This is a genomic window from Microbacterium sp. W4I20 (genome assembly GCF_030816505.1).
Classification (GTDB): Bacteria; Actinomycetota; Actinomycetes; order Actinomycetales; family Microbacteriaceae; genus Microbacterium.
Genome location: NZ_JAUSYB010000001.1, coordinates 3,780,115 through 3,806,165, shown reverse-complemented (window position 1 = coordinate 3,806,165; position 26,051 = coordinate 3,780,115). Strand labels below are relative to the sequence as shown.

Below are 26,051 nucleotides of genomic sequence, written 5' to 3'. Positions count from 1 at the left end.
TGCGCTTCTCTCGTCTCTCCGTCAGTAGTGCGGCGGAACGTCCTGCACGAGACGGTCGTCGTTGGGGCCTTTGGCGCCCTGTGGACGACGGGGACCGGTGTCAGCGGCGGGTACCGCCGTCTCCGGTTCGGGGTCGCTGCCGGGCACCGGGGTCAGCCGCGCGCGACGAGAGCCGGGCACCCGCACCACGCGCTGGCGCGGCGCAGCATCCGGCTCTTCAGTCATTCTCGGTGTCGATGACGTCGATCGGCTGCGTGTCGTTCTCGACGCGTGGTGCCGACTCGGAGATGCCGAGCACGGCGGCGATCCGGGTCGCAGCGGTGACCGGATCGCTGTACAGATCGAACGCGTGCACGCGCACGTAGTGCCAGCCGAGCCGGCGGAGCACGTGCGGTCGCAGCCGCAGCGTCTCGCGCAGCGACTCCCCCCGGGATTCCGGATCGGGTTCGATCACCACGGCCTTGCCGTCATGCTGCGCGACCAGCGGAAGCAGACCGCGGTAGTCGACATCGACGGACGCGCCGAGGCGGCGCAGTTCCCGCGCCAGGGCGAGGGTCAGCGGATCGGCGAGATCCTCCAGGCGCGCATCCCTGCTGCGCGCGGCGAGACCGCCGAGGATCGACATGAGCGTGGCCGCCCCGTGCTCGAGCCGCCCGTCGTCGAAGGACGAGGGACGGATGGACGACACGATCACCATCGACCGACGCGCGCGGGTCATGCCGACGGTGAGCAGCCGCTCGCCGTCGGGTGTCGAGAGGTCACCGAAGTCGCTGAGCACACGCCCGTGCTTCGTGAGACCGAAGCCGAGCGAGAAGATCACCCGATCGCGACTCTCCGCCACCGACTCCTCGAGCGTGAGCACGGCGAAGGGCTCGACCGTGTCGCGGCCCACGAAGTCGGCCACGTCTGACCGACCGGCGAAGGCCGTCGTGACGGCGGCGCGCACGCGCTCGGCGTGCCGTGCGCTCGCGGTGACCACCATGAGCGACTCGGATGGCCGGTGGATGGCGTGCTCGACGACCAGCGTGACAACGCGGGCCACCTCAGCATCCGGGCTCTCCACCGCACCCGAGACCGGGTCGGGGGCTCCCGTGCCGCCCTCGACGTAGTCGACAGTGAGACTGCCTCGGCCGAGATACGATCCCGCCCACGGCAGGGAGACGATCTCGCCACCGTAGAAGGCGTCGTTGATGAGTTCCGCGAGGTCCTCGCCGCCCGCGCGGTAACTGCGCGTGAGCGTCATGACCGGGAGGAGCTCGGACAGGCGCTCGAACACCGAGACATCGTCGAACGCGACCTCGGGCTCCCAGGTGTCGACCGGGTCCACGGCGATGTGGAACGGCGTCGGGCGCTGCGTCACCGGGTCGCCGAACGCGACGATCTGGCGCGCGCGACGGATCGCGGGTGCGGCCTCGGCGAGGTTGATCGCCGCGGCGTCGACGAGGAGCACCGTGTCGAACTCGACGGAGTCGGGGATCTCGGGCACCAGATACGGCGACGAGATCCAGACGGGCGCGAGCACGTCGACGAGCGTCGGCGCCGCGCTCACCACCTCGGCGGTCGTCGAAGCAGGCTGGGTGAGGGCCCGGCGCAGGTGCTGCGACTGCTGGGGCTCGTCGACGATGGCGATGCGCCACTGATTCGCGAGCTGCCACGCCAGCAATGGCCCGGCCATCGCGGCGTGCGCCTCGTCGACCAGTCGGAAATCCCGTTCGAGGCGGTCGACGACCGCGGTGTTGGCGCCGAGGAGAGCACGATTGTCCTGCAGGGCGCGCTCCAGGAGCGACTGCCACCACGCGAACTCCAGCTCATCGCCGACCCGGGACTCCGACACGTGACGCACCGAGAGCTCCGCCAGCAGCGGTCCCAGGCCGAGCAGTGCGAGCCGGTCGCGCAGCTGGGCGCGCTCGACGAGGTTCTCGAAGACGTCGGACTTCGCGGCGAGGCCGGCGAGCGTACGGACCAGCCGGGCGACCGGCAGAGAGGCCAGCGGCTCACGGCGACCGAGCGCGGCATCCAGCTCGGCGAGTTCGGCCTCGACCCGCTGCCATGCCGAGGAGACGTCGGCGAGTCCGAGCGGGACCTCGGGTGCGACCCCGGCCTCGACGCAACGCTGCCACTGGGTGCGCTGGGTCTGGATGCGCAGCAGCGCCTCGTGCATCTCGGTGACGTGGACCCCTGGTCGCACATACTCCTTCGCCAGGCGACGCAGGCGCCGACGATTCGCGCCGGACAGACCCGGTGCGTCCCGGCGCGAGCCGTGCGCCTGGATGAGTTCGCCGAGCGGGCGCTCGAAGACGGTGGGGCTGAACCGGTCGAGAGAATCGCGGATCCCCTGCAGCAGGCGCAGGTACTCGCCGAGCTCGTCGACGGTCGAGAACGGGCGCATGTGCGTCTGGGCGATCAGCTCGTACCCGCGCTCGAGGAGCGCCGGCACGCTGCTGGAGTGCAGCCGGCCGGCCAGCTCGTGCGCCGCGCGCGCCGCCTCGGTGCTCGCGAACGTCACCCCGTACCAGGGCGAGTCGTCAGGTCCGAAGCGGAACTCGCCGAGCCTCGCGGCCTGGGCGAGGGCCGCCGCCGCATCCGACCGATCGGCGGCCAGGCGCCGCAGGGCATCGATGCCGAGGCGTGCGGTCGTCGACGGCGGAACCGGGAGCGAGGCGAGGCGAGTGAGGTGGCGGGTGGCGTCGAGCACGGAGGCGTCGGTACCGGCGACCGGCGCGGTGAGCGCCTGCCGGTAGTCCCGCAGCACGGTGCGCAACCGCACCAGAGCGTCGTCGACCTCGCCGACCTTGGGCGCGGTCGCCTTCTCGTTGCGGCCGATGGCGCGCACGAGGTCGCGACGGACACTTGCCGGGGAGATCGCGAGACTGTCCAGCCCGATTCCGGCGAGCCGATGGCGCACGCCGTCGAGGGTCGATCGGCGGGCGGAGACGACGAGCACGCGCTTCCCCCCGCGTACGAGTTCGCCGAGCGCGTTGATCACGGTCTGCGTTCCGCCGGTGCCGGGGAGCGTCGCGACGGTGAGGGAATGCCCGGCCGCGATACGGGCGAGCACCGCCTCCTGCTCGGCATCCGCATCGAGGAGCAGATTGTCGGATGCCGGAGCACGGTCGTCCGGGGAGGTGTGGTGCGGCGCCGCGCGCGGAGCGGAGACCTGTTCACGATCGCCCACGTGCCCAGCCAGGGCATTGAGCACCGGGTGATCGAGACTTCCGCCGTCGCGCGCCATCGCACCGGCGACATCCGCGAAGGTCGAGACGACCAGTCGCGGCTCCACCGAGAACGTGTCGATCGATCGCGTGATGGCTCGGAGGCTGTCGATCACCGGCTGCGGCTTGAAGATGCCGCCGTCGTAGGCGAGGGCGGCGAGCGCTGCCGCATCGATCGTCATGCCGAAGTGGTCCTGCGCGATGCGCACGAGTTCCGGGTTGACGTCGAACGCCCCCTGCAGCTTCAGCTCGAAGTCGGAGTGGTGGCGCCGGATCGCCAGCGGTCGCAGCAGCACGGGGGCGGCGAAACCCGCTCCCCCGATGCGCCAGTGCGCGACACCGACCGCGAGGTAGACCGCCTCGATGCCCCGGACCGTGCGCAGCTCGGTGTTCTTCGCCGTGATGCGCTCGGCGGCGAGTCGGGCGGTACGCAGTCCAACCTCGTCGCGGAACAGATTGGAGAGGAGCGTCGACTTGCCCGTGATGAACTGCGGAAGACTGCCGGGATGCGCCTTCGAGATGTCGATTCCGGACTCGGGGCGATCCCGGAATCCGACGAGGGGCGAGGGCCCGCCCAGATCGGCCGCTTCCGCGCGGAGCCGGGTGCGTTCCGCCTCCGCGGCGTGCGCGACGTCGATGCCGGTGGCGGACTCGTGCAGATCACCGAGGGTCACAGCGGCATCCGCCACTGCGTCGTCCGCAGATCTCTCTTCTCGTCGCCACACATTGACACCCTAGGCGCGGGACGGCGCGAGCCCGGGTATCCCGGGCGGGTTTCACCGGAATTCTGGCCCCTCTCTACTCTTCCTGACTACTCCTGCAACACTGGCCGCACTCGCACGGTTCTCCACCTCGAGCGTGCTCGATGCTCCTGGGGGTCACCCAGTCCGGTCAGGATGGGGGCATGACGTTCCGCTACGACTTCGCTCCGACGCCCTTCGGCGACGCGCTCGCGGTGTTCTCCGACGAGGGCATCGTCCGGTTCGACCTCTCCGAATCCGCAGATCCCTCCGTCCCGTGGCTTCTCGAGGGGGTCGCCCGGCAGCTGGGCGCGATGCCCGAACCCGATCCGGGCGCCGCCGACGAGCTCGCGCATCTGCTGCGCGACTACTTCGAGGGGGAACCCGTACGGTTCGAGGACCACGTGCGCCTCGATTGGCAGCTCGTCCAGGGATTCCCGCTGATCGCGCTGCAGACGATCTGCACCATCGGCTGGGGCGAGACGCTCAGCTACGGCGAGGTCGCGGTGCTCGCCGGGCACCCCGGTGCGGCGCGGGCCGTCGGCACGGCCTGCCGGCTCACCCCCTTCTCGATCATCGTCCCGGTGCACCGCGTGGTCCGTTCCGATGGGTCGGTGGGGCAGTACGGAGCCCATCCGGAGCGCAAGCGCTTCCTCCTCGACCTCGAATCCCGCTGACCTGCGGGATCCGGTGGAAACGACGTGGACCCGGCGAGTAGGCCGCCGGGTCCACGTGCATCCACAGGTCGGGGTCAGTGCTCGGTCGCCTTCTCCGCACCGAAGCCGGTGAGCGAGCGCACCTCCATCTCGGCAGCCAGCTGCGGCGATTCCTTCCGCGAGCTGGTGACGGTCCCCAGCCAGCCGAGGAAGAACCCGAGCGGAATCGACACGATGCCGGGATTGTTCATCGGCCAGATGGCGATGTCGATCCCGGGGATCATCGAGGTCGGCGTTCCGGAGAAGACCGGCGACAGCACGATCAGGATGATCGCCGATGCGAGACCGCCGTACATGCTCCACACCGCGCCCCTGGTCGAGAAGCGCCGCCAGAACAACGAGTAGAGGATGGTCGGCAGGTTCGCCGATGCGGCGACGGCGAAGGCGAGTGCCACGAGGAAGGCGATGTTCTGCCCCTGGGCGCCGATCCCGCCGATGATGGCCAGGATGCCGATCACGATCACCGTGCGGCGCGCAACGCGCACCTCGGCGTTCGGATCCGCCTCCACGGGGTTACCCTCGGCATCCTTCTTCCCCTTCTGGATCACGTTGGCGTAGATGTCATGCGCGAACGACGCCGCCGCCGTGATGGTCAGACCCGCGACGACCGCGAGGATCGTCGCGAACGCCACGGCCGAGATGAACCCGAGGAGCACGGGGCCGCCCAGCTCCAGCGCCAGCAGCGGGGCCGCGGAGTTGACGCCGCCGGGAGCGGCGGCGATCACGTCGGCGCCGACCAGGGCGCCGGCTCCGTAGCCGAGCACGAGCGTCAGCAGGTAGAAACCGCCGATGAGCCAGATGGCCCAGACGACCGACCGCCGCGCCTCTTTGGCGGTCGGCACCGTATAGAACCGCATGAGCACGTGCGGCAGTCCCGCGGTTCCGAGCACCAGCGCCATGCCGAGGGAGAGGAAGTCCCAGGGGTTCGCGCCGTACTGGAGCCCCGGCGCCAGGATGGCCTCGCCCTTGTCGGAGTTCGCCACCGCGGCCTCGAGCAGCGTGTTCAGATTGAAGCCGTTGATCGCCAGCACCCAGATGGTCATCGCGAGCGCGCCGCCGATGAGCAGGAACGCCTTCACGATCTGCACCCAGGTCGTGCCCTTCATCCCGCCGATCAGCACGTACACGATCATCAGCACGCCGACGACGGCGATGACGATGGACTGCCCGAGGCGACCGTCGATGCCCAGCAGCAGCGACACGAGTCCGCCCGCGCCGGCCATCTGGGCCAGCAGGTAGAAGAAGCACACCGCGAGCGTGGTGATCGCGGCTGCCATGCGCACCGGACGCTGCTTCAGACGGAACGAGAGCACATCCGCCATCGTGAACTTGCCGGTGTTGCGCATCATCTCCGCGACGAGGAGCAGCGCGACGAGCCATGCCACCAGGAATCCGATGGAGTAGAGGAATCCGTCGTAGCCGTTGATCGCGATCGCACCGCAGATGCCGAGGAAGGATGCTGCGGACAGATAGTCGCCCGCGATGGCGAAGCCGTTCTGCGGGCCGGTGAAAGAGCGGCCAGCGGCATAGTAGTCGGCGGCCGTCTTGTTGTTGCGGCTGGCCCGGATGACGATGAAGAGGGTCACGGCCACGAAAGCCAGGAAGATCGAGATGTTGAGAACGGGATTGCTCTCGATGGCGGCCGGTTCGGTCGCAGTACGGATGATGATCATGCGTGGCCCTGCGCCTTCTCGAGTTCTTCACGGATCTCCGTCGCGAGCGGATCGATCTTCCTGTTCGCGAAGGACACGTAGATCATCGTGATGGCGAACGTGGTGACGAATTGGCCGAGACCCAGAAGCAGCCCGACCGTGATATCGCCCCAGACGCGTTGCGCCATGAAGTCCGTCGCGAACGCCGCGAGGAGCACGTAGGCGAAATACCAGATGAGGAAGAATGCTGCGAGCGGGAAGATGAAGGATCTCTGGGTGCGTTTGAGGGTTCGGAATCTGGGGGATTCTTCGATCGCGATGTAGTCGATCGCGCCGCTCGAACCCGCTGGGGTCTGGTCGCTCATGGGGCCTCCTTGCCGCATGTCCGGTGCCCGCACGACGAGGTCGCGCGAGTGATAGGGTCGACGCTACGATCCCGGGGAACACTGCCGTCACCCCCGAAAGTAGGTAGTCGTGAGCTCACCGGTCGCCATCGAATCCGAGGGCGAACTCGTCGCCAATGCGGTGCGCGAGCTGGCCAGACGCACGCGCTTCCCGGTGGCCTTCGGCGGCCTCATCGAGGAAGGGGTCGTGAGCGTCACCAGCATCGTCGGCAACCGCACCAGGGCCCTGGACGGACTGCGCGTGCGCCCCGAGCGCGGGCTCGGCGGGCGCGCCATGATGGAATTGCGCCCGCGGATGACCAGCGACTACGGGTCCTCCCAGCAGATCACCCACGACTATGACGTCTTCGTGCTCGGCGAGGGCCTGCGCACTCTTCTCGCCCTTCCGATCGTCGTGCAGGGGCGGCCACGGGGAGTCCTCTACGCCGGAGCCTGGGATGAGGAGCAGGTCGGCGGAGTGACCACCGCCCCTGCCATGCAGGTCGCTCAGTCGGTCGCCGACGAGCTCCGCATCCGCGACGAGGTCCAGCGTCGGCTGCGCACGGCGTCAGCGGCGGGCGAGGCAGGGGTCGCCGCACCCCAGCGCGAAGAGCTGCGCGAGAGTTTCGCCGAGCTCCGCAGCATCGCGGCCTCGGTCGACGATGCGGAGCTCCGAGCGAGGATCGCCCTGGTGGAGAGACGGCTCGTCACCCTCGCAGGAGACGCCGTCCCTGCGGCGACCGGCCCCGTGCCCACCGTGCACCTGTCGCGACGCGAGACCGATGTGCTCGCCTGCGCCGCACTGGGCTCGACCAATGCCGAGATCGCCTCCCAGCTGGGACTGCGCGAAGGCACGGTGAAGGCCTACCTCGGAACGGCGATGTCGAAACTGGACGCGTCGACCCGGCACTCGGCGGTGACGCGGGCGCGGCGCGCCGGCCTGCTCCCCTGACTCCTCTGCCGGCCCTCCTGCCGGTCCTCCTGCCGGTCCTCCTGCCTCGACGCGTGCCCAGTGCCTGCCCAGGCGAACCGGATATCATCGGAAACGGTCGGCGATCACCGGCCCCGGACGAGGCAGACCAGTACCCGGTGAGCGAAAAGACTGGTCCGAAAGGACCGATCATGCCGTGGATCATTCTCATCGTCTCCGGAGTTCTCGAGGCCGTCTGGGCAACCGCCCTCGGAAAGTCGGAGGGCCTCACCAAACTCTGGCCGAGTGTCATCTTCTTCGTCGGCCTGGCGCTGTCGATGTTCGGCCTCGCATTCGCGATGCGCGATATCGCCACCGAAACGGCCTACGCCGTCTGGGTCGGTATCGGCGCCTCACTCACCGTCGTCTGGGCCATGATCACGGGCGACACCGAGATCTCCTGGGTGCGCATTCTTCTGCTGATGGGCCTGGTCGGATGCATCGTCGGGTTGAAGCTGATCGACACCGGGCACGAATAATCGATATATCGCCCCAGACTTTCTTGTCGGCGATATGAGCGTGCGCTATGGTCAATTCCATGGCCAGACGAATTGTGCACCAATTAGTAGACGACATCGACGGAAGCGTGCTGGAGGTCGGCGAGGGCGAGACCGTACATTTCTCGCTCAACGGCACCGCCTATGAGATCGATCTGAATGTCGATCATGTGGAGGAATTGCGTAAGGCATTCGAGCCGTACATCTCGGCGGGTCGCAAAGCGGGCTCCTCCGGATCGGCCCGAACGGCTGCGCCTCGCAAGCGCTCCGCGCGTAACCCGGAGGTCGCATCCATCCGTACGTGGGCGAATGAGAACGGTTATTCGCTGTCGGAGCGTGGCCGCATTCCCGGCCCCGTCGTCGAGGCGTACAACGCCGCACACTAAGAGAGAGCGCCTGGCGTCGTCGACGTCAGGCGCTTTCTTCTGCCGTCGTCGTGAGCCAGGGCTCGTCGCGCAGGGTGATCTCGTCGGTCATGTCGGCGAGGAACCGGATGACCACGTCGCGCTCCGCCCTGTTGAGCCGTGCCGCCGCATAGAACCGCTTCGCCTGCTGACGACCGACGGTCTCCATCGCCGCATGGCGGGTCGTCTGCGTGATCGTGATGGCCAGCGCGCGCCGGTCGGAGGGGTGGGGCGCGCGTCGCGTGTGCCCGCCCGCCTCCAGCCGATCGAGCAGCTTCGTCGTCGCCGCGGTGGAGATCCCGAGATGATGGGCGATCCCACTCGGCGTCGCTACCAATCCGCGATTCGCGCACACGATCAGATAATGCAGCGCGCGCATGTCGGTCTCATTGAGACGCATGTAGCGCCGCGATGCCTGCGAGAGCCGCTGCTCGGCGTCGCGCAGGCCGGCCAGCGCTTCCATGACCGAGGCGATCTGCGGGAGATCTTCCGGCGGCACGCCGCTCCGGTCGATCAGCGTGCTGCGCGGGTCGCTGGACTCGACATCGTAGATGGCCGCATGCGTCAGACCATCGGGCGGGAGTTCCGCGTTCCGCGCGGCCTCCTCCGGGGCATCGGCGGTGCCACCGTCGGCGCGCGCGCGCTCGCGCGGGGTGGTGCCGGCCTCCGTGTCCATGCGATCATGTTACACACGAAGGGTTTCATGCTAAGTTGATTACTTACTTAGTTAGCGAAATCAGGACGGGAGCATCGGCGATGGATCACGTGACGCTCCTCGCGGAAGACGGCTCCGCCATCGGCACGCTCCCCAAGAGCGAAGTGCACACGCAGGACACGCCCTTGCACCTCGCTTTCTCCTGCTACGTCCTGGACGATCGAGGTCGTGTGCTCGTCACGCGTCGCGCGCTCGGCAAGCGAACGTGGCCCGGAGTATGGACCAACAGCTTCTGCGGCCACCCCCGTCCCGACGAGGACATGCTCGAGGCCGTGGCGCGTCGCGCGCAGGAAGAACTGGGCATCCGCCTCACCGGCATCCGCCTGGCCCTCCCCGACTACCGCTACCGCGCCGTGGATGCGAGCGGCATCGTCGAGAACGAGATCTGCCCCGTGCACATCGCCGTCGTCGACGGAGATCTCTCCGCCGATCCCGACGAAGTGGCCGAGTGGGCGTGGGTCGAGGTCGACGATCTGGTCGGCGCGGTCACGCAGACCCCGTTCGCGTTCAGCCCCTGGCTCGCCGAGCAGCTCCCCCGGCTCCGTGCCCTCGGAGAGGTCTGACCCGTGACCACCACGGCGACCGAGGAAGAACTCGGCACCCGGATCGAGGAGGCACTGCGACGTCGCTTCTCGGAACGGAGCGCCGCGGCCGAACACTACGGAACAGAGTTCGTCGCCCTGTGGCAGGCCGCCGCGGAACACGCGCTCGGCGGCAAACTCATCCGCCCCCGACTGCTGATCGATCTGTTGCGATCACTCACACCCGCGGGCCTTAGCGCGACCGAGGTGGAGCGAGCCATCGACGTCGCCGCCCACGTCGAACTGCTCCACTTCGCGTTCCTGCTCCACGACGACGTCATCGACGGCGACCTGATCCGCCGTCGACGCCCCAACCTGATCGGCTCGCTCGTGGAGCGGCGATCGACCGAACCCGCCGAGCCGGCCCTGCACTGGGCGCGTTCCAGCGCGATCCTCATGGGCGACCTCCTGCTCGCCTCCGCCGTGCTCGGCTTCGCCCGCGCCGAGGTGTCGAGCGACGCGCGCGTCCGGCTCCTCGCTCTGCTGGAGCAGACCATCTTCGAGACGGTCGCCGGCGAGCACACCGACATCGGCCTCAGTGACGGCATCATCGCCCCGGACCTGCGGACGATCCTGTCGACGAGCGCCTACAAGACCGCGACGTACTCCTTCGTCCTCCCGCTCCGCGCCGCAGCGGTCCTCGCCGGTTCGTCGCCCGCCGCAGAAGAGCAGCTCACGGCGATCGGACGGCATCTCGGTCTCGCCTATCAGCTGCAGGATGACCTGCTGTCCGTCTTCGGCGATCCTGAAGCGCACGGCAAGGACGCCTTCTCCGACCTGCGCGAGGGCAAGGAGACCGCGATCATCGCCTATGCGCGCATGACCGGGCACTGGCCGAGCATCGAGCTGCGCTTCGGTTCGCTGGACCTGAGCGACGCAGACGCGTCCGACATCCGCGACCGGCTGCGCGAATGCGGCGCGGAGCGCTTCGTGCGCAGCCTCGTGCAGGAGCAGCTCGGTGCCGTGTCCACCGTGCTCGCGGAAGCCGAGTCGACGGGATCCATCTCCGCCGCGGCAGGGCGGACCATCCTCGGACTGACCTCGCGCATCGAAGGCCGCACCATATGAGCGGTGAGGCAACGGGTCGTCCCGGCGACGAAGCACTGCACCGCTTCACCCGCACGGCCGAGATCGCCACGACCGACGTCATCCGCTCGTACTCGACCTCGTTCGGCCTCGCCACCCGCCTCCTCGGGCGACGCCACCGTCAGCACGTGCGCAACATCTACGCGATGGTGCGCATCGCCGATGAGATCGTCGACGGAGTCGCCGCGGAGGCGGGGCTCGACCCATCGGCCCAGGCCGAGGCCCTGTCCTCCTATATCGCGGAGACCCACCGTGCGATGCGCCGCGGTTACAGCAGCGATCTGATTCTGCATGCCTTCGCCCGCACCGCGCGGGAGAGCGGCATCGGCGAGGATCTCACCCAGCCCTTCTTCGATTCGATGACCGCCGACATCGCCGCGGACACCGATTTCGCCGCCTACGACGCCGACGCCCACGCGAGCTACGTCTATGGATCCGCCGAGGTCGTCGGTCTGATGTGCCTGCAGGTGTTCCTCCGGGGAGCCGAGCGGACGGACTCCGAACGCGCGACCCTCGTCCGCGGCGCACGACAGCTCGGAGCGGCATTCCAGAACGTGAACTTCCTCCGCGACCTGGCGGATGACACCGACCGCCTGCAGCGCGGATATCTCGGCGGCTCCGCACGCCTGACGGATGCGGATCGCGACCGCTGGGTCGAGACCGTCCACCGGCAGCTCGCCGACGCCCGCGAGGCGATCCCCCTGCTCCCTCGGGACGCTCGCGCAGCGGTGCGCAGCGCCCTCGCTCTGTTCGCGGCCCTCACCCGCCGCGTCGCCCGGACCCCGGTCGAGGTGCTGTACCGGCGCCGCGTCCGCGTGCCCGATCCGGTCAAGGCCGCTCTCGCGGCCCGGGCTGTCGTCGTGACCGCCCTGGAGCGGGACCGATGAGCCGCGTCGTGGTGATCGGGGCGGGCGTGGCAGGCCTCGCGGTCGCGGGACTTCTCTCCCGTGACGGCCACGAGGTGGTCGTGCTCGAGAAGAACGACCGGATCGGCGGGCGCGCCGGCACGATCGAGCGCGACGGATTCCGCTTCGACTCCGGCCCGTCGTGGTATCTGATGCCCGAGGTCTTCGACCACTTCTTCGCGATGATGGGTACCACGACCGCCGCTCAGCTCGACCTCACGACGCTCGATCCCGGGTACCGGGTGTTCCGGCCGCCGCTTTCGACCGGCGCCGCCGCCGAGCACGTCACCGTCCCCGCCGGGCGCGCAGCGGTGACCGAGCTCTTCGAGGAACTCGAGCCGGGCTCGGCCGCGGCTCTCACCGCCTATCTGGACTCCGCGCACCAGGCGAGCACGATGGCCGAGAAGTACTTCCTGTACAACCCGTTCACGCGGCTGCGCACCCTCACGGCGCCGGAGGTGCTCCGCGCGCTGCCCCGGCTCTTCTCGCTGCTCGGCACCCGGCTGCAGACGTTCGCCGCCCGTCGCTTCCGCCACCCCGTGATCCGCCAGATCCTCGGGTATCCGGCCGTGTTCCTCGGCACCGATCCGCGCAGCGCCCCCGCGATGTACCACCTGATGAGCGCTCTCGACCTCGACCAGGGCGTCAGCTATCCGCAGGGCGGCTTCTGGCGCGTCGTCGAGCGCATCGGCGACCTGGCCCGCGGCGCGGGGGCGCGGATCATCACCGGGGCGGAGGTCACCGGCATCCGCACGGACGAGGGGCCGGACGGCCCGCGCGTGACCGGAGTCGACTGGGTCGATGCCGACGGCGTCGCCCATCGCGAGAGCGCCGACATCGTGGTCTCGGCCGCGGACCTGCATCACACCGAGACGACTCTCCTCCCCCGCGATCTGCAGTCCTATCCGGAGTCGTGGTGGCAGCGGCGGACAAGCGGACCCGGCGGCGTTCTCGTGATGCTCGGAGTACGCGGCGCGCTCCCGGAACTCCCCCATCACTCGCTGTTCTTCACCGACGACTGGGACGCGAACTTCGACGCGATCTTCGGCCGCTCACCCTCGGTCCCCGCACCCGCCTCGACCTACGTCTGCCGCCCCAGCGCGACCGACGCGGACGTCGCCCCGGCTGACCACGAGAACCTGTTCGTGCTCGTCCCGGTTCCCGCCGATGTGGAGCTCGGCCACGGCGGCTCCGACGGCGGCGGATCGCCGCAGGTCGAGCGGGCGGCGGATGCCGCGATCGACATGATCTCGACCTGGGCCGGCATCCCCGACCTCCGCGAGCGCATCGTGGTGCGGGAGACGACAGGTCCGGCGGACTTCGCGGCCGACTACCACTCGTGGCGCGGGGGGATGCTGGGACCGGCGCACATCCTGACCCAGAGCGCGATGTTCCGCGCGCAGAACGCATCGAAGCGGGTGCGCGGGCTCTACTACGCCGGTGCGACGACGGCCCCCGGCGTCGGCGTGCCGATGTGCCTGATCAGCGCCGAGATCGTGCTGAAGCGGGTGCGCGGCGATCACACCGCGGGTCCCCTGCGCGAGCCGGGATCGAGTCACGGGATGTCCGCGTGATGGGCGCCCTGTACCTGATCGCTCTGCTGGCGTCGCTGGGTTGCATGCTGCTGCTGGACTGGCGCTTCCGGTTGTTCTTCTGGCGCGACACGGTGCCGGCCATCGTCGTGACGGTCGTCGGGGTCGCGTTCTTCCTGGTCTGGGACATCGCCGGCATCGCGAGCGGAATCTTCTTCCGGGGCGAGGCCACCATCGCGACCGGCATCCTGCTGGCGCCGGAGCTGCCGCTCGAAGAGCCGGTGTTCCTGCTCTTCCTGGTCGTGTGCACGATGGTGATCTACACCGGCGCGGTCCGGATCCTCACGAGTCGCCGGGTGGATCGCACAGCGCGGGAGGAACGGCCGTGACCTACCTCCAGCTCTCCGCCTGCTTCCTGGTCATCGCCGGGGTGGCCGGTCTCACGCTGGCGATCATCGCCCGACGTCGAGGACCGAACCCTGCCGCCATCGGAGTGACGGTCCTCGCCCTGCTCGTGCTCACCGCCGTGTTCGACACCGTCATGATCGCCACCGGACTGTTCCACTACTCCCCCGACCACCTGGTGGGGCTGCACATCGGCCTCGCCCCCATCGAGGACTTCACCTATCCGCTCGCCGGCGCACTGCTGCTGCCGGCGCTGTGGGCGGCGCTGCGCAGCCGTCGACGCGAGAACGATCCGCACCGGGACCGACGGACGGAGGCGCGGCGATGACCGACGCGTCCGCGCCCTCCCGGAGCCGCGGAGGCGACTTCGCGCAGATCGTGCTGTCCTCCCGACCGATCAGCTGGATCAACACGGCGTTCCCCTTCGCGGCCGCCTACCTGCTGAGCACGCGGGAGATCGACCTCACCCTGGTGATCGGCACGCTGTACTTCCTCATCCCCTACAACCTCGCGATGTACGGGATCAACGATGTCTTCGACTTCGCCTCGGACCTCGCGAATCCGCGCAAGGGCGGCATCGAGGGGGCGCTGCTCTCGCCGCGCATCCATCGGGCGACGCTGTGGTCCGCCGCCCTGACGAACATCCCGTTCCTCGCCTACCTCGTGATCGTCGGTAACCCGGCCTCGTGGATCTGGCTCGCCGTGAGCGTCTTCGCGGTGATCGCGTACTCCGCTCCGGTCCTGCGGTTCAAGGAGCGCCCGTTCCTCGATTCGGTGACCTCGAGCACGCACTTCGTCAGCCCCGCGATCGTCGGGCTCGCGCTGGCGGCGGCGCCTGTCACACAGGGCACGGTCCTCACGCTCGTCGCCTTCTTCCTCTGGGGGATGGCCGCCCACGCGTTCGGCGCCGTGCAGGACATCGGCCCCGACCGGGAGGCCGGCATCTCCTCCATCGCCACCGTGATCGGTGCACGGGCGACCGTGCGGCTCTCCCTCGCCCTGTGGGTCGTGGCGGGGGTGGCGATGCTCCTGACCCCGTGGCCCGGTCCGCTCGCGGCCGTGCTCGCGCTGCCGTACGTGGTCAACGCGGCGCCCTGTTGGAACGTCAGCGACGAGACATCCGGGACCACGAACCGCGCCTGGCGACGCTTCATCGCTCTGAACTACTTCGCCGGCTTCCTCGCGACGATGATCCTCATCCTCGCCTGGATCGCCTGACGCTCGCACGACCACCCTCCGAAAGGAATCCTGATGGCCCGCCCTGATCACGCGCCCGCTGCTCCCTCGCGCGAGCGCTCACGTCGGCACTCCTGGGTGCGGGTGTTCCTCCCGGTTGCTCTGATCCTCGTGTGGCTGGTCGGGGCGTCTCTGGGAGGACCGCTGTTCGGCAAGATCGACGAGGTCTCGTCCAACGATCAGACGACCTATCTCCCCGAGTCGAAGGATGCGACTCAGGTTCAGGCGCTGCTCGGAGAATTCAACGACAGCGATTCGATCCCGGCGATCGTGGTCTTCACCTCGGCTGACGAGCTCACCGACTCGGATCTCGATGCGATTTCGGATGCCGTCGCCGACGCCCCCGCCGTGGAGGGTGTCGGCGGGGACGTCTCTCCCGCGCTCGCCTCGGACGACGGGCTCGCGGCGCAGGCGTTCATCCCGATCGAGTCCGACGCGGAGCTCGCCGACGCGACCGCGGCGCTGGGCGAGCAGCTGCGCGCCGCCGTACCGGACGGTGTCACCGTCCACGTGACAGGCCCCGCGGGGTTCAGCGCCGATCTGGTCGCCGGATTCGCCGGCATCGACGGACTGCTCCTCGGAGTCGCTCTCCTGGCCGTGCTGGTGATCCTCGTGCTCGTCTACCGCTCGTTCCTCCTGCCGCTGGTCGTGCTTTCCACGAGCCTGTTCGCCCTCTGCGTCGCGCTGCTGGTCGTCTGGTGGCTCGCGAAGTTCGAGGTCCTGCTGCTCAGCGGTCAGACCCAGGGCATCCTCTTCATCCTCGTGATCGGCGCCGCCACCGACTACGCCCTGCTCTTCGTCGCCCGATTCCGGGAAGAGCTGCGCGTCTCCCAGGACAAGGGAGCAGCGGTCGCCGCCGCGTGGAAGGGCTCGTTCGAGCCGATCGTCGCCTCCGGGGGAACGGTCATCGCGGGGCTCCTCTGCCTCCTGCTGAGCGACCTCAAGTCGAACAGCACGCTCGGCCCCGTCGCGGCCATCGGCATCGTGTTCGCAATGCTCGCGGCGCTCAGCCTGCTGCCCGCCCTGCTGCTGCTGTTCGGACGCGCAGTCTTCTGGCCGCGCCGCCCGAAGTTCGAGCCCGAGGTCGTCGCGGCGGAGCACGGCATGCGGACCACGGGGCTCTGGGCACGCCTCGCCGGACTCGTCAAGCGCCGTCACCGGCTGATCTGGATCACGACGACCGTCGTGCTCCTGGCGGGCGCGATCGGTGTCACGCAGTTGAACGCGTCCGGCATCCCGCAGTCCGATCTCGTCCTCGGGGCTTCCGAGGCACGCGACGGTCAGGTGGCCCTCGGCGAGCACTTCCCCGGCGGATCCGGCAGCCCGGCTTACGTCGTGGTCACGGAGGACAGGCTGCAGGATGCCGCCGACGTGCTCCTCGCGAGCGACGGCGTGGACGGCGTCTCGGTGACGGCCGCCGACTCTCCCAGCGGCTCGGCCCCGGTGACCGCCGACGGCATCAGCGCGATCGGCCCTCCCGGCACGCCGGCGCCAGACCCGACCATCGTCGACGGCGACGTCCTCCTGCAGGCGACGCTGACGGATGCCGCAGACTCCGACGCGGCGGCATCGACGGTGCGCGAGCTGCGCACCGAACTCGACGACCTCGACGCGCTGGTCGGCGGGGTCACGGCCACCTCCGTCGACACCAACGACGCATCGATCCACGACCGGAACCTCATCATCCCGGTGATCCTGGTCGTGATCATGTTCATCCTCATGCTGCTGCTGCGCTCGATCCTCGCGCCGGTGCTGCTCATCCTCACGACCGTGCTGTCGTTCGGCACCGCGATGGGCGTCTCGGCCCTCGTCTTCAACGGGATCTTCCAGTTCCCCGGCGCCGATCCGGCCGTACCCCTGTTCGGGTTCGTGTTCCTCGTGGCGCTCGGCATCGACTACAACATCTTCCTGATGACGCGCGTGCGCGAGGAATCGAAGGCGCACGGCACCCGCGAGGGCATCCTGCGGGGGCTCTCGATCACCGGCGGCGTCATCACGTCGGCAGGGCTCGTGCTCGCCGCCACGTTCGCGGCGCTCTCGGTGATCCCGATCCTGTTCCTCGTGCAGCTCGCGTTCATCGTGGCGTTCGGGGTGCTGCTCGACACGTTCGTGGTGCGCTCGCTGCTCGTGCCCGCCCTCGCCTATGACATCGGTAAGAAGATCTGGTGGCCGTCGAAGCTCGGGCGCGGGCAGGACTGACCGTTCAGATGAGAAAGGGCCGCCTGCGGAGGCGGCCCTTTCACGCTGTGCCCGCGACAGGATTCGAACCTGCGACCTGCCCTTTAGGAGAGGGCTGCTCTATCCCCTGAGCTACGAGGGCGCCGTCCAAGTCTACGGGTCAGCTCGGCGGATCGTCGGCCACGGTCTCACGCGGCCAGCGCGAGGTACGGCTCCCACCGTGGGTCGCTGCGCTCGGTGCCGCGCACGGTCCAGGCGGTGCCATGTGGCGGGCGTGGAGTGAAACGCAGCTGCCAGCGCATCTCCTGCGGGGTGCGGTCGCTCTTGACGTTGTTGCAGCGCAGACAGCACGCCACGAGGTTCTCCCAGGAATCGGCGCCACCCCGCGAACGCGGCAGCACGTGGTCGATCGTCGACGCCGCCTTGCCGCAGTACCCGCACCGGTGGTTGTCGCGTCGTAGGACGCCGCGTCTGGTCACCGGCACCCGCCTGCTGGTGGGCACCCGCACGTAACGGGAGAGGATGATCACCGCCGGACGGTCGTAGACCCCGTGGCTGCCCCAGACAGGATCGTCTTCGACGCGTTCTATCACCGTCGCCTTATCGTTCATCACGAGCACGAGCGCTCGTTTGAAGGACACGATGGCGAGCGGCTCGTAGCCGGCGTTCAGGACAAGTGTGCGCATTCGTCATCCTCTCGATCCGCCGGGACGGCTTCCCGGCACTCTCGACTCACACGAGGTCGCGCAGGCGGCAGAGCGTTCGCAGGGACGAAAAAAGGCGCTGTCTAAAGACAGCGCCTTTCGCGCACGGCAACGCCGTGGCATCCCTGCGGGCTATGCAGAAGGACGTGACGACCGAGGGCATCCATGGTTCGGATGCTCGGTATTCGCTCCATCAGCCTCTCCCGCCAGTACGACAACGGGTTCAGGCTAACCCATCCCGCGGCATAGGAGGCGAAACGGGAGGTGAACGGTGCGGATCGTGTCCGCGGATCAGCCGGCGTTGGCGGCGAGCCAGGAGTAGGGCTCGACCAGGCCGCCGTTGATCCAGACCTCGAAGTGGAGGTGGTTCGCCGTCGAGCGTCCCGTGCTGCCCACGTAGCCGATCAGCTGCCCGGCCGCCACGGTCTGACCCGTCTGCACCTGCCGCGAACCGTAGGTCATGTGACCGTACGTGGTCTGAACCTGCTGGCCGCCCACGACGCTGTCGAGCATGACACACACGCCGTATCCGCCGATGTTCTCGGCCGATGCGCGAACGACTCCGGCGGCGGCGGCGTAGATCGGGGTACCCGCGGGGGCGAGCATGTCGGCGCCGTTGTGACCGCCGCCGATCGTGCGGCCCTGGTTGTACGAGCCACCGGGGAGCGGGTACCGCACCTCGCCGGAACCGGGAGACACGAGCGCGTAGCCGGCGGTGTTGTAGTTGCTCTGCGCCTGGGAGGCGGTGGCTGCCGCGGCGGCGCGAGCGGCTGCGGCGGCTTCCGCCTTCTTCTTGGCGATCTCTTCCGGCGTGGTCGCCGAGAAGGTGCCGCGGACCAGCGGGGCGGCGGTCGCCTGCGAGGCGACGACCAGCGACTGCGCATCGACCGCCGCGAGCTGCTGGACGGTGGTGGCTGCCTCGGCCGGCTTCGACGCCGCGTAAGCGGGCAGAGCGACGGCGGCGACAAGAGCGCCGACGGCCGCGAAGATGGCGACCGATCGGAGTGGCTTGACGGCCTTTCGAGCACTCACCCGCGCACTGGTGCGACGGGCGGGAACTCGGTCTTCAGATGTCTTCGCGGGCGGTTCGATGTCTGTGGCCAAAACTTGGTCCTCCTGGGCCCTCGCGCTTTCGGGTAGCGCTGGCTCGTCGGCACTCTGCTTTCGTGGCACGAATGTAGCTCGGGGTACGTTGTGCGTTCCTGCCGGGAAGACGACGAGCCTGGAAGGCGAATCTTCACGGGTCATCGCCAGCGGGCTTCTTCGCTGACGACTCGTCCGAGGTTACCGGAAGATAACGATCATGTCACCCTGCGAACCTGACAATCCTCCGGCCCCGCGGATTTCCGCGGTTTTCCGGGGGTCGACTCGCGGGTCAGGCCGGCTCGCCGACGAGGAAGATGTGCGAGGCGAGCTCGACCGGCAGTTCCAGACCGTCTTCGTTGCCGTCCATCTGGATGAGCACGTACCCCTCGCTGAAGCGGAAATCGCCGTGCGCGCCGGGCATGACGCCGGCGTCGCGCAGCTGCTCGAGGAGCTCGGGATCGACCTGGGCCGGCTCGGCCAGTCGGCGCACAGTGCCCTCGATGGCCTCGCCCGCGGCGTTCAGCTTCTGCACGAGCCCGATGACACCTTCGTCGAACGTGCGCGCCGGCAGGTCGCCCAGCTGGTCGAGTCCGGGGATCGGGTTGCCGTAGGGCGATTCGGTGGGGTGACCGAGCAGCTCGACGAGGCGGCGCTCGACCTGCTCGCTCATCACGTGCTCCCAGCGGCAGGCCTCTTCGTGGACGAACGCCCAGTCGAGTCCGATGACGTCGGACAGCAGACGCTCAGCGAGGCGGTGCTTGCGCATCACGTCGACAGCCTTGCGGCGACCGGCGTCGGTGAGCTCGAGCGTGCGGTCTTCGGAGACCACCACGAGGCCGTCGCGCTCCATGCGGCCGACGGTCTGCGAGACCGTCGGGCCGGAGTGGCCGAGGCGCTCGGAGATGCGTGCGCGCAGCGGCACGATGTTCTCCTCCTCGAGTTCGAGGATGGTGCGGAGATACATCTCCGTGGTGTCGATCAGATCGGTCATGTGCAGGCCTTCCGAGATTCTTAGGCAAGCCTACATTCCCGGACGGACATCGGATCCGCGCGCGGCCGGGCGCTCCCTCCCCCGCCCCCTAGAATCGACCCATGGCGATCGAGATTCCCGGTGACCTCCTGCCCGCTGACGGCCGCTTCGGCTGCGGCCCCTCGAAGGTGCGCCCGGCGCAGCTCGAGGCGCTTCTCGCGTCGGGGGCGACGATCCTGGGCACCTCGCACCGCCAGGCTCCCGTGAAGAACCTCGTGGGCAGCGTGCGCGAGCAGCTCGCCGCGTTGTTCCGCGTGCCGGAGGGATACGAGATCCTGATGGGCAACGGCGGCTCGACGGCGTTCTGGGACGCCGCGGCCTTCGGCCTGATCGAGCGCCGCAGCCAGAACCTCGTGTTCGGCGAATTCGGGGGCAAGTTCGCTGCGGCGGCAGCCGCCCCGTGGCTCGAGACCCCCGACGTGCGCAAGTCCGAGCCCGGTTCTCGCGCCACCGCCGAGATCGTCGAGGGCATCGACGTCTACGCCTGGCCGCACAACGAGACCTCGACCGGTGTCGCCGCCCCAGTCGATCGCGTGCACTCCGACGGCGCGCTGACGGTCATCGACGCGACGAGCGCCGCCGGCGGCATCGACTTCGACGTGAGCCAGGCCGACCTCTACTACTTCGCGCCGCAGAAGAACCTCGGTTCCGACGGCGGGCTCTGGTTCGGCGCCGCGTCGCCGGCCGCGATCGAGCGGATCGAACGGATCGCCGCATCCGACCGCTACATCCCCGAGTTCCTCAGCCTGAAGAACGCGGTCGACAACTCACGCCTCAACCAGACCCTCAACACCCCGGCGCTGACGACGCTGCATCTGCTCGACAGCCAACTGCGCTGGATCCTCGACAACGGCGGACTGGCCTGGGCGGGCGCGCGCACCGCGGAGTCATCGGGCGTCCTGTACGACTGGGCCGACTCCTCGTCAGTGGCGACGCCCTTCGTGGCCGACGTCGCGCACCGGTCGCCGGTCGTCGTGACCATCGACTTCGACGAGAGCATCGACGCCGCCGCGATCGCCAAGACGCTGCGCGCCAACGGCATCGTCGACACCGAGCCGTACCGCAAGCTCGGTCGCAACCAGTTGCGCGTGGCGACTTTCGTCTCGATCGAGCCGGACGACGTACGCCGGCTGACCCGCTCGCTCGACTACGTGCTGGAGCACCTGGGCGCCTGAGCGCCCGGCGTCACTCCTCGTCGTCCTCGATGAGGTCGTCGTCGGCATCCTCGTCGTCGACGTCGTCGTCCTCGTCCTCGTCCTCGTCCTCGTCGACGTCGACCGCGGTCTCATCGAGTTCGTCGATGTCGACACCGTCCACGTCACCAGCGTGCAGCACGACGGACGGACGGTCGTCATCGATGTCATCGTCATCATCGAGGTCGTCGTCATCGAGGTCATCGTCGTCGTCGTCGAGGTCGTCCTCATCGACGAGTTCACCGTCGACGGCGTCCTCGGCAGGGTCCGCGGTGCCGTCCTCGGCCGTGGCCGCCGCCTGCTCCGCGAGCTCGACCTGGTGCGCCCGGTAGTCCGCGAGGCGCTCGGCCCAGGGCACCCACTCGGGGGCGAGGAGCGCGCCGTCACCGGGCATGAGCTCCACCTCGAGCACGGTGGGGTCGGCGTCGTCGACGCGTGCGACCGTCACCGTCCAGTACCAGCCGGGATATCCCGGCAGCCGGTTCTGGAAGCGCAGGGAGACCGAGCCGTCGTCCTCGAGGAGATAGCCGGCGGCCGGTCCGATGGACGACGCCGGAGTGATCTCGCGCAGAGCATCGAGCGCGAGATCGTGGGCGTCGAGGAGACGCGCGTCGGCGTCAGGCTTCGAGGTCATCAGCGACCTTGCGCAGCACGGCCGCGATCTTGCGGCCGTGACCGGATGACGGGTATCGACCGCGACGCAGATCGCCGCCGATGGTGTCGAGGAGCTTGACGAGGTCTTCGACGATGATCGCCATATCGTCGGCGGGGATGCGCTTCGCCTTCGAGAGGCTCGGCGGCGCTTCGAGCACGCGCACCGACAGCGCCTGAAGACCGCGCTTGCCGTCTGCCACTCCGAACTCCACGCGTGCGCCCGCCTTCACGACGGCACCCGTGGGCATCGCCGAGGCGTGCAGGAAGACGTCCTGGCCGTCATCGCTGGCGATGAAGCCGAAGCCCTTGTCTTCGTCGTAGAACCTGACCTTGCCGGTGGGCATGGAGAACCTCGCTGAAAATCGGTGTGCGGAACAGTGCGGACGCTGACGCGCGCACACTCCCAGCCTACCGGTCGCGCGACCGGCGGATTCGAGACCGGGTACGAGTAGGCTGGGACGGATGAGCACGCAGAACACCGAACCGGAGGTTCCCGTCCGCCGGCTGGACAACATCCTCGCGTTCACCGCGCTCGGAATCGGCGCGGCATCCGTGATCTGCTTCTTCGCCATCATCATCGGCACGGCCGTGGGCATGGACCAGTCCGCGTTCGGAGAGGGCGTCTGGCCGCTCATCGCCGCGATCCCCTTCTGGGGTCTGCCGCTCGCCTTCGTGATGATCATCACGCTGCTCGTGATGACCTTCATCCGAAAGGGCCGCGCGGCTTCGCGTCCCTGAGGCATCCTCATGAGCACTCACGCGAGACCGCTGGCGGATTGGCTGGCCGCGGCGAGCGATGACGAGCTGCTCCACCTCCTCACCACGCGCGGCGTGCGGCCGGAGGTCGCCTGGCAGGATCTCTTCGATGCTGCTGAGGCCCTGCTCGATCCCGTGTCACTCGGCCGAGTCCTCCCGCTCCTGACCGCATCGGAGGCGACCGCGCTCCTCCGCGCGGCTGCCGGCGAGGATCCCGGCCCCGAGCGCGAGCCCCTGATCGCCCTCGCGCTGCTCCGCCCCGACGGCACCCCCTACGCCCCGGTCGCCGCCGTGATCGCCGGCCGGACAGTGTCGGATCCTCCCGCAGCCGCAGCCGCGACCCCGGCGACCGAGAGCGCATCGGCGCACGCGGCCGAGCGGGCGTTCACCACCGTCGCGGTCCTCGCAGATCTCCTGCTGGTCGCCCGCGAGACGCCGTTCGCTCTGCTCACCGGCGGCAGTATCAGCGCGGGAGAGAAGCGGCAGCTCACCGAGGCCGGCATCCCCGCCGAGATCGTCGACCCGCTGGTGGCGATCGCCGTCCATGCGGGCCTCGCCGTCGCCGTGGAACGCCGCCTCCGCGCGACCACCGCCGCGGAACCCTGGCTGCGTTCCTCGGTCGCTGACCGCTGGGCGATACTCGCGACGTCGTTCCGGGACTCGCTGCCACGCGGCGTGCGCTCGGCCGATGGCGGATGGATCCCCGCCGAGGAGTGGCCGTCGGCGCATCCGTGGGATCCGTCGTGGCCGGATCGCTCTCGGATGCTGCGCGAGGCCGCACGACTCCTCGGCCTGATCACCGAGGACGGCACCGAGCCCGCCTGGGCCGTCGCGCTCCGGCGCGGGGAGCCCGCCGACCCGACCGCCCTCGTCCAGCTGCTCCCCGCCGAGGTCGACCGGATCTTCCTCCAGAACGATCTCACCGCCATCGCCCCGGGGCCGCTGGAACCGGCAGCGGACGTGCGTCTGCGCTCGATCGCCGCCCGCGAATCCGCTGCCCAGGCGTCGTCGTATCGCTTCACCGCCGAATCCATCGCGCACGCGTTCGTCGTGGGCGAGACCGAGCAGTCGATCCTCGAGTTCCTGAGCGCGATCTCGCTCACCGGCATCCCGCAGCCGTTGAGCTACCTGGTCGCCCAGACCGCGCAGCGGCACGGGCTCGTCCGCGTCTCGACCGACGGGGAGACCGGACGCACCCGGATCGAGAGCACCGACCAGCATCTGATCGAGGCGATGGCCGTCGACCAGTCGCTGCGTCCGCTGGCGCTCACCATGCACGTCGACAGCCTCACGACGCGCGTCGGCCGCGAGACCGTGTACTGGGCGCTCACCGACGCCAGGTACCCGGCGACGCTCATCGGGACCGCCGGCGAGATCCCCGTCCGGGAGCGGCATCCCGCTCCCCCCGCGACGGCGGCTGACTCCGGAGTCGACGTCGTGACCCTGATCGCCCGGCTTCGCGCGCACCAGGGGCCGGATGCCGATGCGGCATGGCTCGACCGCGAGCTCGAAGCCGCGGTGCGCGCGCGGGCCGTGCTCCAGGTCACCGTCGGGATGCCGGACGGGTCGCGGCGCGAGCTGCTGCTGGAGGCCACCGGCATCGGTGGCGGACGGCTCCGCGGACGCGACCGAGCGGCCGATGTCGAGCGGACCCTCCCGGTGTCCAGCATCCTCGCAGCCACGATCGTGACGCCATAGGCCGGGTACCCCCGCGCGCCAGCTAAACTGGTCAGCTATGTCTGATGGCCCCTTGATCGTCCAGAGCGATCGCACCGTGCTCCTCGAAGTCGCCCACGCCGATGCCGAGAGCGCCCGCCACGAGCTGGCGATCTTCGCCGAGCTGGAGCGCGCGCCCGAGCACATCCACACCTATCGGATCACTCGCCTCGGGCTCTGGAACGCGCGAGCCGCGGGCCACACCGCCGAGGACATGCTGGAGACGCTCGACCGCTGGTCGCGCTTCCCGGTACCGCCTTCCGTGGCGGTCGATCTGCGCGAGACCGTCAACCGGTACGGCCGGCTCGTGATCGAGCGCGACGACGAGGGCGCCCTCATCCTGCGCTCCACCGACCCCGCGGTACTCGCCCAGGTGGCGAACAACAAGCGCATCCAGCCGCTGCTGATCGGACATCCGAACCCCGAGACCTTCGTGGTCGATGCGTGGGCGCGCGGCCAGATCAAGCAGGAGCTGCTGAAGATCGGCTGGCCGGCGGAGGACCTCGCCGGCTACACACCGGGCACCCCGCATGAGATCGACCTGGCCGAAGACGGCTGGCACATCCGGCCGTACCAGCAGGATGCGGTCGACGCCTTCTCGAAGGACGGTTCCGGAGTCGTGGTGCTCCCCTGCGGTGCGGGGAAGACCATCGTGGGCGCCGGGGCCATGGCGGCGACCAAGACCACCACGCTGATCCTCGTGACGAACACGGTCTCGGCCCGACAGTGGCGAGACGAACTGCTCAAGCGCACGAGCCTGACCGCCGAGGAGATCGGCGAGTACTCCGGCCAGGCCAAGGAGGTCAAGCCGGTCACGATCGCGACGTACCAGATCCTCACGGCGAAGCGGAAGGGCGCGTACGCGCACCTGGCTCTGCTCGACGCGCTGGACTGGGGACTCATCGTGTACGACGAGGTCCACCTCCTGCCCGCACCGGTGTTCAAGCTGACCGCTGATCTGCAAGCGCGCCGACGCATCGGACTCACCGCGACCCTCGTCCGCGAGGACGGTCGCGAGGGCGACGTGTTCAGCCTGATCGGCCCCAAGCGGTTCGACGCCCCGTGGAAGCAGATCGAGGCGCAGGGATTCATCTCCCCCGCCGCCTGCTACGAGGTGCGCGTCGACCTGCCGCCGAGCGATCGGCTGGAGTACGCCGCGGCGACCGACGACGAGCGCTACCGGCTGGCGGCATCCGCACCGGCGAAGGTCCAGGCCGTCCGCGAGCTGATCGCGAAGCACGAGGGCGAGCGGATCCTCGTGATCGGGCAGTACCTCGACCAGCTCGAGACGCTGTCGCAGGCGCTGAACGCCCCGCAGATCACCGGTGCGACGCCCGTGGACGAGCGCGAGGAGCTGTACCAGGCGTTCCGCGAAGGCTCCATCTCTCTGCTCGTGGTGTCGAAGGTGGCGAACTTCTCGATCGACTTGCCGGAGGCGTCCGTCGCCATCCAGGTCTCGGGTTCCTTCGGCTCACGCCAGGAGGAGGCCCAGCGTCTCGGACGGCTGCTGCGCCCGAAGGAATCCGGGCACACCGCCAGCTTCTACACGCTGGTCGCCCGCGACACGATCGATCAGGACTACGCCCAGAACCGGCAGCGGTTCCTTGCGGAACAGGGCTACAGCTACACGATCATGGACGCTGACGCGATCGCAGCCTGAAAGCGGCGCACGCTCTCAGCGGCGGAGCACTCAGCCGTGG

General features: G+C 69.1%; 26 protein-coding genes, 1 tRNA gene and 1 riboswitch. Of the genes, 16 read left to right on the top strand and 11 right to left on the bottom strand.

The features are described 5' to 3' along the window. Positions 1–21: 21 nt before the first annotated feature. Both QFZ21_RS18560 and QFZ21_RS18555 read right to left on the bottom strand, forming a co-directional pair. A complete protein-coding gene (locus QFZ21_RS18560) occupies positions 22–225 on the bottom strand; it encodes a hypothetical protein (RefSeq protein ID WP_307380493.1) in 204 nt (67 codons plus the stop codon). Next, positions 218–3,886: an AAA family ATPase gene (locus QFZ21_RS18555; protein WP_307380491.1), complete on the bottom strand. Its 3,669-nt coding sequence runs from the start codon at positions 3,884–3,886 to the stop codon at positions 218–220. The genes QFZ21_RS18560 and QFZ21_RS18555 overlap by 8 nt, the downstream gene beginning before the upstream one ends. Before the next feature lie 230 nt (positions 3,887–4,116). Between QFZ21_RS18555 and QFZ21_RS18550 the strand changes: the two genes are divergently transcribed. Then, on the top strand, positions 4,117–4,629 hold the full coding sequence (locus tag QFZ21_RS18550; protein WP_307380490.1) for a methylated-DNA--[protein]-cysteine S-methyltransferase: 513 nt from the start codon (positions 4,117–4,119) through the stop codon (positions 4,627–4,629). Between the two features lie 74 nt (positions 4,630–4,703). Here the strand turns inward: QFZ21_RS18550 and QFZ21_RS18545 are convergent, their stop codons facing one another. Both QFZ21_RS18545 and QFZ21_RS18540 read right to left on the bottom strand, forming a co-directional pair. Continuing rightward, positions 4,704–6,341, bottom strand: a complete 1,638-nt coding sequence (locus QFZ21_RS18545) for a cation acetate symporter (protein WP_307380489.1) — start codon at positions 6,339–6,341, stop codon at positions 4,704–4,706. Continuing rightward, positions 6,338–6,685 carry a DUF485 domain-containing protein gene (locus tag QFZ21_RS18540; RefSeq protein ID WP_307380488.1) on the bottom strand — a complete coding sequence of 116 codons (348 nt, stop codon included), beginning with the start codon at positions 6,683–6,685 and terminating at the stop codon, positions 6,338–6,340. Before QFZ21_RS18540 ends, QFZ21_RS18545 begins: the two co-directional genes overlap by 4 nt. A gap of 109 nt (positions 6,686–6,794) precedes the next feature. Between QFZ21_RS18540 and QFZ21_RS18535 the strand changes: the two genes are divergently transcribed. The 3 genes from QFZ21_RS18535 (at position 6,795) to QFZ21_RS18525 (ending at position 8,556) form a co-directional block, all read left to right on the top strand. After that, on the top strand, positions 6,795–7,655 hold the full coding sequence (locus QFZ21_RS18535; RefSeq protein ID WP_307380487.1) for a LuxR C-terminal-related transcriptional regulator: 861 nt from the start codon (positions 6,795–6,797) through the stop codon (positions 7,653–7,655). 91 nt (positions 7,656–7,746) lie between these two features. After that, positions 7,747–7,814: riboswitch (guanidine-III (ykkC-III) riboswitch) on the top strand. A gap of 11 nt (positions 7,815–7,825) precedes the next feature. After that, positions 7,826–8,152: a multidrug efflux SMR transporter gene (locus QFZ21_RS18530; RefSeq protein ID WP_307380486.1), complete on the top strand. Its 327-nt coding sequence runs from the start codon at positions 7,826–7,828 to the stop codon at positions 8,150–8,152. A 59-nt stretch (positions 8,153–8,211) separates the two neighbouring features. Continuing rightward, complete coding sequence (locus tag QFZ21_RS18525; protein WP_307380484.1) at positions 8,212–8,556, top strand: Lsr2 family protein; 345 nt, start codon at positions 8,212–8,214, stop codon at positions 8,554–8,556. A 25-nt stretch (positions 8,557–8,581) separates the two neighbouring features. Here the strand turns inward: QFZ21_RS18525 and QFZ21_RS18520 are convergent, their stop codons facing one another. After that, positions 8,582–9,250 (bottom strand): MarR family winged helix-turn-helix transcriptional regulator, encoded by a 669-nt coding sequence (locus QFZ21_RS18520; RefSeq protein WP_307380483.1) that lies wholly within the window; start codon positions 9,248–9,250, stop codon positions 8,582–8,584. 80 nt (positions 9,251–9,330) lie between these two features. Between QFZ21_RS18520 and idi the strand changes: the two genes are divergently transcribed. From idi to QFZ21_RS18480, 8 genes are read left to right on the top strand one after another with little or no spacing between them, the layout of a single operon-like run. Beyond that, positions 9,331–9,852, top strand: a complete 522-nt coding sequence (gene idi / locus QFZ21_RS18515) for an isopentenyl-diphosphate Delta-isomerase (protein WP_307380481.1) — start codon at positions 9,331–9,333, stop codon at positions 9,850–9,852. Positions 9,853–9,855: 3 nt separating this feature from the next. Next, the gene (locus QFZ21_RS18510) at positions 9,856–10,938 is read left to right on the top strand and encodes a polyprenyl synthetase family protein (RefSeq protein WP_307380480.1); all 1,083 of its coding nucleotides are present in this window, start codon (positions 9,856–9,858) and stop codon (positions 10,936–10,938) included. Then, positions 10,935–11,843: a squalene/phytoene synthase family protein gene (locus tag QFZ21_RS18505; RefSeq protein ID WP_307380478.1), complete on the top strand. Its 909-nt coding sequence runs from the start codon at positions 10,935–10,937 to the stop codon at positions 11,841–11,843. Before QFZ21_RS18510 ends, QFZ21_RS18505 begins: the two co-directional genes overlap by 4 nt. Next, entirely contained in the window at positions 11,840–13,435 is a 1,596-nt protein-coding gene (gene crtI, locus QFZ21_RS18500; RefSeq protein ID WP_307380477.1) for a phytoene desaturase family protein, read from the top strand. Before QFZ21_RS18505 ends, crtI begins: the two co-directional genes overlap by 4 nt. Then, on the top strand, positions 13,435–13,782 hold the full coding sequence (locus QFZ21_RS18495) for a lycopene cyclase domain-containing protein (protein ID WP_307381353.1): 348 nt from the start codon (positions 13,435–13,437) through the stop codon (positions 13,780–13,782). The genes crtI and QFZ21_RS18495 overlap by 1 nt, the downstream gene beginning before the upstream one ends. Further along, a complete protein-coding gene (locus tag QFZ21_RS18490; RefSeq protein ID WP_307380476.1) occupies positions 13,779–14,126 on the top strand; it encodes a lycopene cyclase domain-containing protein in 348 nt (115 codons plus the stop codon). The genes QFZ21_RS18495 and QFZ21_RS18490 overlap by 4 nt, the downstream gene beginning before the upstream one ends. Beyond that, positions 14,123–15,016, top strand: a complete 894-nt coding sequence (locus QFZ21_RS18485; RefSeq protein ID WP_307380474.1) for a prenyltransferase — start codon at positions 14,123–14,125, stop codon at positions 15,014–15,016. Before QFZ21_RS18490 ends, QFZ21_RS18485 begins: the two co-directional genes overlap by 4 nt. A gap of 33 nt (positions 15,017–15,049) precedes the next feature. After that, entirely contained in the window at positions 15,050–17,233 is a 2,184-nt protein-coding gene (locus QFZ21_RS18480) for an MMPL family transporter (protein ID WP_307380472.1), read from the top strand. A 48-nt stretch (positions 17,234–17,281) separates the two neighbouring features. Here QFZ21_RS18480 and QFZ21_RS18475 read toward each other — a convergent pair. From QFZ21_RS18475 to QFZ21_RS18460, 4 genes are all read right to left on the bottom strand, one after another. Then, a tRNA-Arg gene (locus QFZ21_RS18475) sits at positions 17,282–17,354 on the bottom strand. Positions 17,355–17,400: 46 nt separating this feature from the next. Further along, the gene (locus QFZ21_RS18470) at positions 17,401–17,898 is read right to left on the bottom strand and encodes an HNH endonuclease (protein WP_282216424.1); all 498 of its coding nucleotides are present in this window, start codon (positions 17,896–17,898) and stop codon (positions 17,401–17,403) included. Between the two features lie 309 nt (positions 17,899–18,207). Beyond that, positions 18,208–18,948, bottom strand: coding sequence for a M23 family metallopeptidase (locus QFZ21_RS18465; protein ID WP_307380471.1), 741 nt, complete (start codon positions 18,946–18,948; stop codon positions 18,208–18,210). A gap of 343 nt (positions 18,949–19,291) precedes the next feature. Continuing rightward, complete coding sequence (locus tag QFZ21_RS18460) at positions 19,292–19,993, bottom strand: metal-dependent transcriptional regulator (RefSeq protein WP_307380470.1); 702 nt, start codon at positions 19,991–19,993, stop codon at positions 19,292–19,294. 101 nt (positions 19,994–20,094) lie between these two features. Here QFZ21_RS18460 and serC point away from each other — a divergent pair, with 101 nt between their 5' ends. After that, positions 20,095–21,207: a phosphoserine transaminase gene (gene serC, locus QFZ21_RS18455; protein WP_307380469.1), complete on the top strand. Its 1,113-nt coding sequence runs from the start codon at positions 20,095–20,097 to the stop codon at positions 21,205–21,207. 10 nt (positions 21,208–21,217) lie between these two features. Here serC and QFZ21_RS18450 read toward each other — a convergent pair whose 3' ends face one another. Together QFZ21_RS18450 and QFZ21_RS18445 are read right to left on the bottom strand one after the other, a co-directional pair. Further along, a complete protein-coding gene (locus tag QFZ21_RS18450) occupies positions 21,218–21,859 on the bottom strand; it encodes a DUF3027 domain-containing protein (RefSeq protein WP_307380468.1) in 642 nt (213 codons plus the stop codon). Then, positions 21,843–22,223, bottom strand: a complete 381-nt coding sequence (locus QFZ21_RS18445) for a cold-shock protein (RefSeq protein WP_307380467.1) — start codon at positions 22,221–22,223, stop codon at positions 21,843–21,845. The genes QFZ21_RS18450 and QFZ21_RS18445 overlap by 17 nt, the downstream gene beginning before the upstream one ends. Positions 22,224–22,341: 118 nt before the next feature. Between QFZ21_RS18445 and QFZ21_RS18440 the strand changes: the two genes are divergently transcribed. Genes QFZ21_RS18440 through QFZ21_RS18430 form a run of 3 tightly spaced genes read left to right on the top strand, consistent with a single transcriptional unit; the run spans position 22,342 to position 26,011 of the window. Further along, positions 22,342–22,617: a multidrug ABC transporter ATPase gene (locus tag QFZ21_RS18440; protein WP_307380465.1), complete on the top strand. Its 276-nt coding sequence runs from the start codon at positions 22,342–22,344 to the stop codon at positions 22,615–22,617. A 9-nt stretch (positions 22,618–22,626) separates the two neighbouring features. Further along, positions 22,627–24,333 (top strand): helicase-associated domain-containing protein, encoded by a 1,707-nt coding sequence (locus QFZ21_RS18435; protein ID WP_307380464.1) that lies wholly within the window; start codon positions 22,627–22,629, stop codon positions 24,331–24,333. Between the two features lie 37 nt (positions 24,334–24,370). Then, the gene (locus tag QFZ21_RS18430; RefSeq protein ID WP_307380463.1) at positions 24,371–26,011 is read left to right on the top strand and encodes a DNA repair helicase XPB; all 1,641 of its coding nucleotides are present in this window, start codon (positions 24,371–24,373) and stop codon (positions 26,009–26,011) included. Positions 26,012–26,051 lie beyond the last annotated feature (40 nt).